9 protein-coding genes are annotated in these 13,315 nt (G+C 36.6%); 5 read left to right on the forward strand and 4 right to left on the reverse strand.

Annotation, left to right across the window (positions count from 1 at the left end; all coding sequences use genetic code 11):
* The first annotated feature begins 16 nt into the window (after positions 1-16).
* The 3 genes from BC781_RS09465 (at position 17) to BC781_RS09475 (ending at position 5,861) form a co-directional block, all read left to right on the forward strand.
* Positions 17-712, forward strand: a complete 696-nt coding sequence (locus BC781_RS09465; protein ID WP_109616997.1) for a response regulator transcription factor — start codon at positions 17-19, stop codon at positions 710-712.
* 144 nt (positions 713-856) lie between these two features.
* On the forward strand, positions 857-4,375 hold the full coding sequence (locus BC781_RS09470; protein WP_109616998.1) for a nitrate reductase: 3,519 nt from the start codon (positions 857-859) through the stop codon (positions 4,373-4,375).
* Positions 4,376-4,406: 31 nt separating this feature from the next.
* Positions 4,407-5,861: a rubredoxin gene (locus BC781_RS09475; protein ID WP_109616999.1), complete on the forward strand. Its 1,455-nt coding sequence runs from the start codon at positions 4,407-4,409 to the stop codon at positions 5,859-5,861.
* A gap of 96 nt (positions 5,862-5,957) precedes the next feature.
* Here BC781_RS09475 and BC781_RS09480 read toward each other — a convergent pair whose 3' ends face one another.
* The 4 genes from BC781_RS09480 to BC781_RS09495 form a co-directional block, all read right to left on the reverse strand.
* On the reverse strand, positions 5,958-7,646 hold the full coding sequence (locus BC781_RS09480; RefSeq protein ID WP_109617000.1) for an SGNH/GDSL hydrolase family protein: 1,689 nt from the start codon (positions 7,644-7,646) through the stop codon (positions 5,958-5,960).
* Positions 7,647-7,658: 12 nt separating this feature from the next.
* On the reverse strand, positions 7,659-8,999 hold the full coding sequence (locus BC781_RS09485; protein WP_109617001.1) for an OmpP1/FadL family transporter: 1,341 nt from the start codon (positions 8,997-8,999) through the stop codon (positions 7,659-7,661).
* Positions 9,000-9,204: 205 nt separating this feature from the next.
* Positions 9,205-11,217: a CPBP family glutamic-type intramembrane protease gene (locus BC781_RS09490; RefSeq protein WP_109617002.1), complete on the reverse strand. Its 2,013-nt coding sequence runs from the start codon at positions 11,215-11,217 to the stop codon at positions 9,205-9,207.
* Positions 11,218-11,245: 28 nt separating this feature from the next.
* Positions 11,246-11,989, reverse strand: a complete 744-nt coding sequence (locus tag BC781_RS09495; RefSeq protein WP_109617003.1) for an ABC transporter ATP-binding protein — start codon at positions 11,987-11,989, stop codon at positions 11,246-11,248.
* A gap of 176 nt (positions 11,990-12,165) precedes the next feature.
* Here BC781_RS09495 and BC781_RS09500 point away from each other — a divergent pair, with 176 nt between their 5' ends.
* Both BC781_RS09500 and BC781_RS09505 read left to right on the forward strand, forming a co-directional pair.
* Entirely contained in the window at positions 12,166-12,825 is a 660-nt protein-coding gene (locus BC781_RS09500) for a class I SAM-dependent methyltransferase (protein ID WP_109617004.1), read from the forward strand.
* 79 nt (positions 12,826-12,904) lie between these two features.
* Positions 12,905-13,309 carry a hypothetical protein gene (locus tag BC781_RS09505; protein WP_109617005.1) on the forward strand — a complete coding sequence of 135 codons (405 nt, stop codon included), beginning with the start codon at positions 12,905-12,907 and terminating at the stop codon, positions 13,307-13,309.
* Positions 13,310-13,315 lie beyond the last annotated feature (6 nt).

Consider the following 13,315-nt stretch of genomic DNA (forward strand, 5'->3'; position numbering starts at 1 on the left):
AAAAAATCAAAAGAAAATGAACAAGATTAATATTTTACTTACCGATGACCACGTCATTGTCCGAAATGGCATAAAGATGTTGCTCGAAAATGAAAAAGATATTGAAGTAATTGATGAAGCATCTAATGGCTTAGAGTCTATTGCAAAATACAAGGAACTTAAGCCCGATATTATTGTAATGGATATTCAAATGCCTCAAATGAATGGCATTGAGGCGACCACAGAATTGAAGAGATTAAATCCAGATGTAAAAATTCTGATACTTTCCATGCATGATGATGAAGAATATATCCTAGATGCAGTTAATAAAGGTGCGATGGGCTATGTATTAAAAGATGCTGGAAATGAAGAATTTCTAAGAGCAATACATACCATTAATAACGGAGGTAAATATTTTAGTGGAGCTGTATCCAATGTTTTGGTAAATAAATATTTAAGCCAACAAGGTGAAGACTTTCTTAGTAAAAAAGTAGTTAAACCTTCTACTCCTCAAAAACATATCGACCTCACTAAAAGAGAAAAAGAGATTCTTTCTTATGTCGTTGATGGTTTAAGTAGTAAAGATATTGCACAAGAAATTGGTAAATCAGTACGTACTGTAGAGGCTCATCGTTTCAATATCATGAAAAAGCTAGAAGTAAAATCAGCCGTTGAACTCGTACGTAAGGTCAGCGAAGAACCAGAATTATATAATTTGCTTATTTCTAAATAAGAATAAAACCCGTCTTTTTAAGCCCTTAAACTCCCCAAACAAAACTATTTACGTATAATTACAAAATTACGTACGTATTTTTACTTATTTTAATTTTAATTCTTATATTCGTGGTAGGATGAATTGACTTCAAGAAATAATACCATGAATAAAACAACATCTAAATTCAAATCAACTTGCTCATATTGTGGTGTAGGTTGTGGAATTGAGGTTCAAAAAAGCCTCAAAGGAGAAATAAAAGTAACAGGAGATGAAAATTACCCTGTTAACAAAGGGATGTTGTGTTCGAAGGGAATGAATCTCAATTACGTAGTTTCTGACACCAAAGACCGACTTCTCTACCCTCAAATGCGATGGAGTAAAAACCATCCGCTTAAAAGAGTAGATTGGGATACAGCCTTCACAAGAGCTACAGCCGTATTCAGGTCAATTATTCAGAAATTCGGTCCTGATTCAGTCGGAATGTACGTTTCGGGGCAATGTCTTACAGAAGAATATTACATCGCAAATAAATTAACCAAAGGTTTTTTTGGAACAAATAATATCGACACCAACTCACGCTTATGCATGAGTTCTGCCGTTGTTGGCTATAAAAAAACTATAGGTGACGATGCTGTGCCGATTTGTTATGATGATATCGAACTAGCCGATACGTTCTTTATCACAGGCGCAAATCCTGCATGGTGTCACCCTATTCTATTCAGAAGAATTGAAAAACATAAAGAGGAAAATCCTAATGTAAAAATCATTGTGGTTGATCCTCGTAAAACACAAACCTGTTCTTCTGCCGATCTACACTTACAATTGAAACCTGGAACTGACGCTCAGCTTCATTTCGCTATCGGAAGACATCTGATTGAAACAGGAAATATTGCCGTAGATTTTATTGAAAAACATGTTTCGGGTTACGAAGCTTACAAAGAGGAAGTTTTCAAGCATAGCCTAAGTGAGTATGCTGAAATATGTGGTCTTCCTGAGGGTGATATCAAGTTAGCTGCTCAATGGATTAGTGAATCGAAAGGATTCTTAACCATGTGGACGATGGGACTTAACCAAAGTGCAAAAGGAACTGATAAGAACCTTTCACTCTTAGCCTTAAACTTGATCACTGGTCAAATTGGTAAACCAGGTGCAGGTCCATTCTCACTTACAGGTCAACCTAATGCCATGGGCGGTAGAGAAGTTGGAGGTATGGCAAACTTACTTGCAGCTCACCGTGATCTGATGAATCCTGACCACAGAGCTGAAGTAGCTGATTTTTGGGGAGTAGATGCTATTTCTCCAAACCCTGGCTACACTGCTACTCGAATGTTTGAAGCCTTGGAAAGAGGTGATATGAAAGCCATTTGGATTGTTTGTACAAACCCAATGGTCAGTTTACCTGATTCAAACTTAGTAGAAAAAGCCCTCAAAAAAGCTCGTTTTGTGATTGTTCAAGATATCTCTGGAAGGTCTGATACTTTACAATTTGCAGATTTGGTATTACCTGCTGCTGGTTGGTTGGAAAAAGAAGGTACAATGACAAACTCAGAGCGAAGAATTAGCTACTTACCTAAAGTAGTTGACGCTCCTGGAGAAGCTTTACCTGACTTAGAAATATTCCTTCGTTTTGCAAGAAAAATGGGTTATCATGGCTTTAACCAAAAAAATGCAGAAGAAGTATTTATAGAATATACACAGATGACCAAAGGAACGAAGATTGACATTGATGGTTTGGACTACCAAACCATTCAAAAACATCGTTCGATCCAATGGCCATACCTAAAAGACAAAGATAAAGGGACAGAACGTCTCTTCACCGACTTTAAATTTTATACAGAAGATAGTAAAGCGCATCTTCACACTTCAATAAATACCAATGACTCGGACGCCCTAACTTCAGAATATCCACTAGTACTAACAACTGGGCGTATCCGAGATCACTGGCATACAATGACGCGTACAGGAAAGGTTAACCGTCTGAACACGCACATTGAAAAACCTTATCTAGAAATTCACCCTGCAGATGCAGACGCTCGAAACATTTCGGAAGGAGATATTGTACAAATTTCGAACGGAAGAGGAAATGTTAGAGTTGAAGCACAAATCACAGACAAAATCAGAGAAGGAGTTGTTTTCCTTCCGATGCACTGGGGAAAAATTCTAGAACATTCATACGCAAGAACAAATAACTTGACTAGCCGAATTCTTGATCCAATATCGGGTGAACCTGATTTCAAATATGCGGCAGTTCAAGTTGAAAAATATAAACAAGAAAAACAGCGCATCATCATAGTGGGAGCTGGAGCTGCTTCTCACCGATTCTTAATGACCTATCGTTCATTGAATCAAGAAGATGAAATCCTAGTATTTTCAAAAGAACAGATTCCTTTCTATGATCGAGTTTTATTACCCGAATACGTCAATGAATCACTAGATTTTGAATCACTTTTAAAGTTTAGAAAAGGAGAATTTGAAGCCTTAAATGCTTCGATCTATGTCAATACAACCATAGATCATATTGACAGAAAAAATAAAGAAATCACCGATAACAGGGGGCAAACGTATACTTATGACCGTTTGATTATTGCCACAGGAAGTAGAGCCTTTTTACCTCCAGGAACACCCGTTCATCTGCCTTGCGTATTCACTATGCGTAATAAATCTCATGCAGATGCCTTGAAAACGTATATCAATGGACAAGGTCATGTCGTTATAGTTGGAGGAGGATTGCTTGGTTTAGAGTTAGCTTCTGCACTAAGAGAGATGGATGTTGACGTTTCTATCGTTCAGCTTGCTTCTCGTCTGATGGAACGTCAGTTAGACCCAATGGCTAGTTCATTACTTCTAGAACATGTTGAAGATTTAGGTATTCAAGTTTATACCAACGATCAAGTTCAAGAAGTGAATTATGATAGCGAAAATAATTCTGCCTATGCTGAGCTGAAAAGTGGTAAATTACTTAACTGTGATGCCGTAGTTTATGCTATCGGAACAAGACCAAATGTAGAACTGGGTAAAGAAGCTGGGCTAACTACTAGCAGAGGTTTAGTAGTAAATGCTTATCTTCAGACATCAGACCCAGATATTTTTGCAGTTGGTGAAGTTGCTGAGTTTGAACAAAAGCTAAACGGAACAACCGCTGCTGCGGAGGAAATGTCTGATATCATGTCTAGATTTATAGCAGGAGATCGCCTGACACTCTACAAAGGCACAGTACCGATGAACATTTTGAAGTTTTCTACCTTCGACCTTTGTTCACTAGGTATGGTAGATGTTCCTTCAAAAGCGAAAGGCTACGACGAGATAATACTCCTAGACAAAGCAAAACGATACTACAAAAAGTGTATCGTTTATAAAGACAGATTGGTAGGGGCTGTCTTGATGGGCGATAAAGCTGAGTTTGCAGAATACAAGAATCTTATAGCCAATCAAACAGAACTCTCAGAGAAAAGGGAAGAACTTTTAAGAGGTTCTTCAGACAAACAACAAGTATTGGGCGAAGTTGTCTGCTCTTGTGGAAATGTAGGAAAAGGCAATATCGAACAACATATTCAATCGGGTTGTACCGACTACAAAAAGCTTTGTGAACAGACTGGGGCAGGTCTAGGCTGTGGTAGTTGTAAACCTGAGGTCAAAGATATCTTGGATCAATACTTGATAGAAGCACAAGCTTCAGTGTAAGATCAAGGAACAACATTAACGCATCATTATCATGCTGAACAAAAGGGACTTAGTACGTGTATTTGTGAAAGGGGGAATAATTTCTCCTGGTGACCTATTAAAAATTATCATTACGGCAGAAGAACTTGGAGCTGATTATATTCATTTTGGCTCCAGACAAGATATCCTATTCCCTGTTGCCGAGAAAAAAAGAGATACCCTAGAAGCTACCTTCAAATCTATTCAGACACAATATGATTGTGATGAAGATGGCTATCAAAATATAGTAAGTTCATACGCTGCACTTGACGTTATGGCGTCGAGTTCTTGGTTGGCCCCTCATATGTATCATTACATTCTTGATACCTTTGACTACCAACCTCATATAAAAATCAATGTAGTAGACCCTGCCCAAAGTATGGTTCCATTATACACTGGGCATCTCAATTTTATTGCTTCTGAGAAAGAAAACTATTGGTTCTGCTATATCAGATCATCGGATTCAGATACCAAGCTTTGGAAATGTCCTGAACTGATTTACAGCTTTGACCTTGTAAAAATATCTCGATTCATTGAGCAAAATGAGCTCTTAAATGAAGACACAAACTGGGATGAAGAATGGAAGAAAATAAAATCGTCTTCATCTTTAGAATTAAATACTGTTCCAATAGAAAATCAATTGGCTGTTCCATCTGACCCATTCCCTTACTATGAAGGAATGAACCGTTTACCTGATGGAAAATATTGGTTAGGGCTTTATTGGAGAAATAATAAATACAGCATTTCTTTTCTAAAAGTACTTTGCCTCTTATGTCAAGACACTAAAGTAGGGAAGATTAGTCTTACTCCTTGGAAATCTTTTATTGTAAAAGGAATTGACAAGCGTGAGCTGATCACTTGGGAAAAACTGCTAGGAAAGTTCGGATTGAACGTTAGGCATTCAGCTCTTGAATTGAATTGGCACCTTCCTGTTTTGGATGAAGAAGCATTAGCACTTAAGAATTACTTAGTAAGAGCTTTAGACAAGCAAGATATCAGTACATATGGATTGACTTTCACAATCAAGAAAAATGCACTAATTCTGTTTACAACAGTAGTTATTGAACGTACGCTAAAGGATGATAATTGGAATAACGATACCTACAATATCCTTTATGCGAAAGGCTTTGATCCAAACAACTCAGAATATACTTACTACGCAAGGGATGTTAGGAAAGAAACACTTCCGACTCTCATGATTGAAGTAAGTCATATGTATTATGAGCAACTTGATACTCCTTCTTATTTATCTGAATCTGATACTCCAGTAGAACATAAGGTTCAACTTAACTATCAATGTCCTAACTGCTTGACAGTATATGATGAGAGTTTGGGAGACCCTGAGCAGAATATTAAAGAAGGCACTTTATTTATGTTATTACCCGATGACTACGAATGTAGTGTCTGCGGAAATCCGAAAGACACTTTCGTAGAAATGGTTGGTAATGGAAATGCAAATGTGGAATAAATAACAGCAACTACACATCAAAATAGACCGCAGAGTTCTTGGCTTAGTTGTCAAGGGCTCTTTTTTATGCACAAAAAACTAAGATTTCCTCTATGATTAATTATTTGGAAAAATAACACCACGATACTGAGAAATACTGACAGAAGGTATTCGAACACCAAACCCTAGATTCAATGTCCTAATCACTTCATTGGCTAAAAAAGAATAGCCTCTAGGAGTTAAATGAGTGCCATCCAAAGAAAATAGGCCTCCACTTATAAAATCTGTAGAGAGCGTTAAGCCATCTTGTGAGACAGGGTTTTCCACTATATCATTAAGAATGGAATTGATATCTAATAAAACTAGATTTTCATCCATTGCTTTATTCTCTATAACCTGATTATAGGCTTCTGTAAAAGTATTCACATTCTCTACTTCTTCTAAATTCAGAAAGTTTTCATCTGTTAATAAAGCAGGTAAAATATCTTCAAGGCTTAGCGAACCACTAGCGATACCTTCTGCAATTACTTGTGCCAATAAGCTCAACTTTGAGGAAGCTGTAAGCAATACTAACTCCCCTTCTACTAAATTTCTAAATCCAGTAGGACTCGTTTCATCAATTGCAATTAAAGGATTAGCTCCTTCTACAAAATCAGGATAAAAACCTAAAGCTTTCAACCCTGCGATTTGCTGTGCTAACGTTGTTTGAAACTCATCTGAAGCAATAACTTGATTTACCCCTGCTGTTGTTGCATCTACTATATTTGTGTCCCAGCCTCCTTCAGGTTGTGGATCTTCTGGGTTTTCTATATATGCTGCGGTATAATCTGCAATATAAGCCGCAGAATCATCTTCAGATAATTGCCCACCTTGTACAAGCTGATCAACAACCGATGGAATTACAGTAGTTACAATAGCTTGTGTTTCAATTTGAGGGTCTAAAATACTTGCTAAAGCTAAATTAGCAACATTGGCGGTAGCTGCATCTAGAGGCAAACCATTCCAAGGAACTGTTGTAAAAAGAGGGGTAGCCATAACACTTGGAAGGTTTAATAATACCCCTTGTGTTTCTTCATCTGCAATAAGTGCATCTATGAATGCATTATAAGCATTCTCAAAATCACTGATCGGTGTCAGGCCTGTTCTTCCTTCAGCATTGCCTTCTATTCCATCAACACCGCCAGAGGAAGCGTAACCCAAGATATCATTACTCCCTAACCAACACGTAAAAAATGTAGGGTCTTTCTCCACGACTACTTGCTGATAAGTGCTCATTGCATCATCACTTGAAATCATTCGGAAAAAGAACGGGTTTCCTAATTCTGTATTTATACCTAGACCAGGAATATTTATTTCAGAGACTCTCAAACCTGGTACACCATAGTTATTAAGCGTTTCTGTATTACTTACCTTCTCATAAGGATTAGCACTTGGAGGTAAAACACCTAGTATTGGAGCACCAGTACTTTCATCAAATCCATTTAAGCTAATATGTCCAGCTAAACCATTTCCTTCAGTTAATCCATTTGCCCCATTTCCTTCTGGCATCAATGGTTGTTCAAAGCCTTCCAGACCTACCGTTTGAAAACGTTCTGCTAAAATAGCGGGGAAGCTAGTCTCTTGTGCCTCTAGATATAAAGCGCCATCAGAAAACCCCGCTGTCAGTGAATTTCCTATTGCGATATAATTTGTAAAATCTAGCGTTACATTTTCACCTCTTGCACTCGGGCTTGGTGCATCTATTTCTGCACATCCAAATACCAAAGAGCTAAATAGTAGAAAGAGATAGTAGAATGCTTTTTTCATACTTCTTCGCAATTAAAATTTGTATTGAAGTGCAAAACTTGGGATGTGAAGTTGAGACTTATAAGTACCATTCAGACCATTGGTTTCAACTCCCTCTGGAACGGTATTACTTCTCTTTTCTTTATCCAAAAAAAGATAGGCTACATCTATTCCAAATCGATCTGTAAACTGATAACTCAAACCAGCTGAGATACCCAAAGCATTCGCATCTGGAGTTTCTGGAGTCATATAGCCATCATCTACAGGAGATACATCATAGTAAGCTCCTGCTCTCACTATTAATTGGTCAACCAACAAGTCATATTCAGCTCCTATATTAAAAATCCATCCATCAGAATAATCTCGTACACTTGTAGTAAAAAAGGAGCCTTGTACAGGCTGATTAAACTCAAACCTAAGTTCTTCGTAAGCACTCCAACCTACCAAAGTTGCATCAAAACCAATAGACCACCGATCGGTAGGAAAATATCCAACACCTAAAGTGTATGTTGAAGGCAATGGTACTTCAGTATCAAACTTCGTATTTTGGAAGAAACTTTGAGTAGGAGAAAAGTTATTTGGGTCAAAAGTATCAGGGTCATAAGGTGTATCAGAAATTAGACTTGAAGGAGATCTAAAGTTAAAATCATCACCTCTCACTTTTACATCTACTCCATGTCTGTAGCTAAAACCTAAAGACCATTGGTCATTGATATCCCAATATAAAGCAGCGCTAAAACTTATTGCTAAGTTTCCAGAACCATCAAACTCTCCATAACCCGAAGGCTCTCCATCAATAGGTAACTGGCTTTGTAAATTTGCATTTGAGAATATAAAGTCAAGACCTGCTCCAAAACCCAAATTTTCTGTAATCTGAAAACTTGCAGTAGGTCGAATAAAGAATGTCTCTAGTGTAATTTCTTCAAAGGCATAGCGACCGATCCAATTATCTTCCCAATCAACACTATTACCATATGGCGTAAAAACAGCCAAGCCGAATGTCATTCTTGATAAAATCTCATTATCGGTGTTAGGAACATAAATCCCGTAAGCAAAAAATGGCGTACCTACTTTGTTATCTGTCTCATATTGAGTTGTACCAAATAAACCTTCAGCACGGTTATTTTGAGATTGAAAAGTAGTCCCTCCCAAAATTAGGCTCCCTCCTAATGTAATTTGGCTTTGCTCAACAAAAGCGGCTGCTCCCAAATTAAAGAATAGCGATGACGCATCCGGATAAAATGCAACCCCTACATGCCCTCTACCAATTTGTCTTGTTCCTTGCAGATTTACTTGATACCCTCCTGCGATTAACTCAAAAGGGATAAATAATAATGAAAGTATATAGAATATGAAACGACTTCTGATCTTCATAGTAGTTTAACATTATGGCTGTATAGCGACCATTGTTAATTTATACCGATCAGATTTGTAGCCCATGGTTTACACAAATTTCCGTTGACAGAAATGTTTATTTTACAATTTATTGACCATTTAATTAAGGCTAACGATAAATTTAGAATGAAAAAAAGACTGCCTCAAAAAGACAGTCTCCATATTTAGATATAGTAATCAACTCTTATCCAATTTCTAAAACTTCTTCCTCAGGCTTCTCCACTTTATCCTCAGCAAGCTGTTCTGTATTCTTTCTAGAACTTACTAACCATAAACCAAAAGCACCAAACAATAGCCCTCCTACTATGAAGAATAATTGCTGACTTTCAAGATAAACGGCTACCTCATTTTTACCTAGCTTAGAACTTACTACAGCTAAACCATTATGAATAAAGTGATATAGAACAGTAAGGTATAGCGATCTGGTTTTCCAAATCATATAACCTGTTACTAAACCGATCAAGATTGTAGCTGGTAATTGGAATAAATTTCCATGGAAAAAGGCAAACATCAATGCTGAAATTACAATAGCTACTTTAGGTCCAAAACTCTGTAATATACCTTTATAGATAAAGCCTCTGAATGCCAATTCCTCAAAAATAGCTGGAGTAACTGCAATTACAAGCAACAGTACAATGAGTGATTCTTTCTCAAAAAAGTCTGTCATCAACTCTGGTGACATCATCACATAATCGTCGAATAGGTAGGTAACAAAAGCAGCAATCGGGAAAAAGAATCCTACCGCCATAAATAATGTTCCAATTACTTCTTTCAACTTTGGCTTATTCAATGATAGCGTAGGCTTCATTTCTAACTTCAACCATTTAGTAAATAAAATGGTCAATCCTCCAAAAGTAACCAATTGCACCGTTGGTAAAGCATACTTGGCATCTAGACTTTTGAATAATAATGCACTTCCATATACCATGATAAAAAGTGCAACTCCAAAGAATAATAAAGCATACTGCATACCGATATGCCCTGTATCCTTTTTCACATCTTGAACCATTGATTTGAAGTTCAGTTTTTCGCCAGAAACGATACCTTCATTCATAAATACCAATTGAGCAAAATAGATAGCTAAACCAACATAAAAGACTTGGAAAAGCATTGTGATTATCCATAAACTCCAATCCATATGCCCAAGTACAATTTCTTTCATAGCTAGTAGTGGTCCCATGATCGGAATAGCTGTTGTCATCATATTCCAATCTAAATTACCAACTAAAAACATTGGTACCATAAAGATCATCATTATTGGCCCCATGTAACTCTGAGCCTCTTTAAAGGTATTAGCTTGCACCAATAAAGCGATATACACAGCACTAATCAGACTTGCTGCCAAAATCAAAATTGGGAGCATCAACAAGATTTGCTCTAATCCTATGTTTATCGGAATTTTAGATGTATTAGCCCCTAAAACGCTCATCTGAATAGTGACACCAACAAAGAGTCCTGTAAGGTTGGCTATTGCCGCTCCTGTCGCCACAGTAGAGATCGACATAAATTTACCCCAAATCAAATCCATTACTTGAATTGGTGCTGTAAATAACGTTTGAAGCGTTTTACGTTCTTTTTCACCAGAAATTAGGTCTACGGCAACTCCACTTGTACCAATCAAAATGAAGAACAAAAAGTAAGCGGGGATAAACTGAACAATCTTGAGAAAAAGTCCTTCTTTATCTGACTTTGGCGTTACTGATTCGTGTTTTACAGGATTTAAAAAATCATCAGTAAGGTTAAGGCTCGCCAATCGTTCTTTTGCAACTTGCTTATTAAGCTCTTTAAAAAGCGGTTTTATTTCCTTGTGGACAGCATCGTCTAGCTTCCCTAAAGTATTGTCATAGTAAAGCTTATACGAATAACTTTCGACTTGATTACTGTCTATTTTTACTGTCCTATCAATCGCAATAGTGCTTCCTAGACTGTCAAAATTGATCTCTGATTTTTCGACAAACTTAGGTTCTAGAATTTCTATTTTCTTCAGAGAATCTGCTAAAGCTGTATTTTCTAAAGCTAAAGGTAGTACCACCTTAATATCATTTTTCTTAGGCTGATCTGCTTGTTGTACAATTCCCATGAGTAAAAAAATCATAGGATACATCAGCATAGGAAGAAGCAGTGATAGAAAAAGCATTTTCTTATCACGTTTAATTTCCAAAAGGTCTTTCTGAAAAATAAATTTTGAAGCTTTCATTGTATGAGTAGTGATTTAGTTCAAAAAATTAGATGGTTACAGCCTCATTATTTACCAAAGTAAAAAAGGCTTCATGAAGATGTTTCGATTCCGTCTGATCTAAGATTTCAGAAAGTGTACCCTGAAACGCTAAATGTCCTTCATGAATAATTCCAATTCGATCACACAAACGCTCTACCTCAGACAGGTTGTGTGTTGAGAAAATCACAGCTCTACCTTCCACCTTAGCTTGGTGATGGATAAATTTTGTTATTTGCTCGGCAGACATAATATCCAAACCTGTAGTAGGCTCATCCAATACAATAACAGATGGCTTATGAATTACGGATCTAGCAATTGCTACTCGTTGTTTCTGACCTGTAGAAAGTGTACTGCACAATTGGTCTTTAAATTCTTCAATCTGAAAAAGATCGATCAACTCTTCTATTCGTTGAGCTATTTCTTTCTTTGGTATGCCGTACAATTTACCGAAAAATTCAAGTTGTTCTTTGGCTGTCAAACGATCATAAAGTTTCATTTCTCCCGTAAGAAAGCCTAGATGTTTTCGTGCCGAAATACTCTCAGCAATCATATCGACTCCGTTTACAAAAACTTCTCCTTCATTCGGTTTTAGCAAGCCTGCTAACATGGAAAGGGTTGTGGTTTTTCCTGCGCCATTTACGCCTAACAAACCATAAATTTCTCCTGCTTCCAAAGATAAACTAAGGGATTTGATGATTTCTTTGGTACCAAAAGACTTATGAATATGATTTAATTCAAGTAGGTTACTCATAAAAAATTGGGTAAGTAAAAGTATAATGTTAAATATAAACTTTTTATTACTAATTACCTATATGTACTTAAGTCACTCAATATCATACGTCCATACAAATATGAACTGCAAAAAAACGATTATGTGTTTATATTTATAGAGTCACTTTTGCTCCGATATCAATTAAACCTTCACTTATGCCACACTCTCAAAATATGATTCATTCCAATGACTGGAATAAAATGCGATACACCTTGCTTGAACCACTGTATGATTGGGTAGCATCGTATTTTAGTACGCAAAGAAAACGATCTATAGATATGTTAGCACCTGAACCTAATGACAAGATTTTGATTTTAGGTGCTGGTACAGGTTTAGATTTACCCTATCTTAAAAATCAGAATGATATCACTGCCATAGATATCACGCCTGCGATGCTTAATAAATTGAGAAAAAGGGCTAATGATCTAAAAGTTGATGTGAATATAAAACTCATGGATGGTCATCATCTCGATTTTCCAGACAAACACTTTGATGCAGTCATTCTTCACCTTATCATTGCTGTCATCCCAGACCCTGTCCGTTGTATTCAAGAGGTAGAACGTGTACTCAAACCTGGCGGACATGTAATGATTTTTGATAAATTTCTCCCTGATCATGAAGTTCCTTCACAAGGACGAAAGATTCTGAATATGGTCACGTCCGTTGTCTTTTCAGACATCAATCGCCAAGTTGGAAATATTCTGAGTTCTACAAATCTGAAAATAGAGGAAAATCAGAATGGAGGATTTAATGGCGTTTTCAGAATTATAAAACTTCAAAAACCCTCAGAATTCATAGAGATGTCATCTGATTAAAACAATAGAGGTACAAAGATTGTATTATAAATTGTAAGCTTAAGATTTTTAAACTAATAACTTTTTAACTACACTAACAATGGTTGTAAAACTTAAAGAGTGCCTTGTTAAGGGAAACAGCACTTCGGAATTTGAATACCTATTAAAATTTGATCTTGAAATGGGTGGTTTTCTTCTATCTGAACAATTGGGGGAAGAATTCACTACTTATCTTACAAGACCTAATAAACTCCAATACGATAAAGAAAATAGATTATTACATATCGGTAAAGCTTCATTTGTTGAGTTTATGGCCTATGGAGATGCCATAGATGTACGATTGGTTTTCAACAAAACAGAATATAGTGCAAACAAAGCCAAAACCGTTATTCAAGAAATATATGATAAAATGGATCTGATGGTTAAAAAGACATTGAGCGATCCATGGTTAAGAAGTTTCAGCTTTTGGAAACCTTCTCCTGAAATGGAACCTAGTAATGCTTAACGTAAG

It is taken from the genome of Sediminitomix flava (genome assembly GCF_003149185.1).
GTDB classification, from domain to species: Bacteria; Bacteroidota; Bacteroidia; order Cytophagales; family Flammeovirgaceae; genus Sediminitomix; species Sediminitomix flava.

What these genes read in the sequence shown, in the direction of transcription:
- BC781_RS09465 (WP_109616997.1), top strand. Translation starts at nt 17, where the DNA reads ATGAACAAGATTAATATTTTACTTACCGATGACCACGTCATTGTCCGA.
- BC781_RS09470 (WP_109616998.1), top strand. Translation starts at nt 857, where the DNA reads ATGAATAAAACAACATCTAAATTCAAATCAACTTGCTCATATTGTGGT.
- BC781_RS09475 (WP_109616999.1), top strand. Translation starts at nt 4,407, where the DNA reads ATGCTGAACAAAAGGGACTTAGTACGTGTATTTGTGAAAGGGGGAATA.
- BC781_RS09480 (WP_109617000.1), bottom strand. Translation starts at nt 7,646, where the DNA reads ATGAAAAAAGCATTCTACTATCTCTTTCTACTATTTAGCTCTTTGGTA.
- BC781_RS09485 (WP_109617001.1), bottom strand. Translation starts at nt 8,999, where the DNA reads ATGAAGATCAGAAGTCGTTTCATATTCTATATACTTTCATTATTATTT.
- BC781_RS09490 (WP_109617002.1), bottom strand. Translation starts at nt 11,217, where the DNA reads ATGAAAGCTTCAAAATTTATTTTTCAGAAAGACCTTTTGGAAATTAAA.
- BC781_RS09495 (WP_109617003.1), bottom strand. Translation starts at nt 11,989, where the DNA reads ATGAGTAACCTACTTGAATTAAATCATATTCATAAGTCTTTTGGTACC.
- BC781_RS09500 (WP_109617004.1), top strand. Translation starts at nt 12,166, where the DNA reads ATGCCACACTCTCAAAATATGATTCATTCCAATGACTGGAATAAAATG.
- BC781_RS09505 (WP_109617005.1), top strand. Translation starts at nt 12,905, where the DNA reads ATGGTTGTAAAACTTAAAGAGTGCCTTGTTAAGGGAAACAGCACTTCG.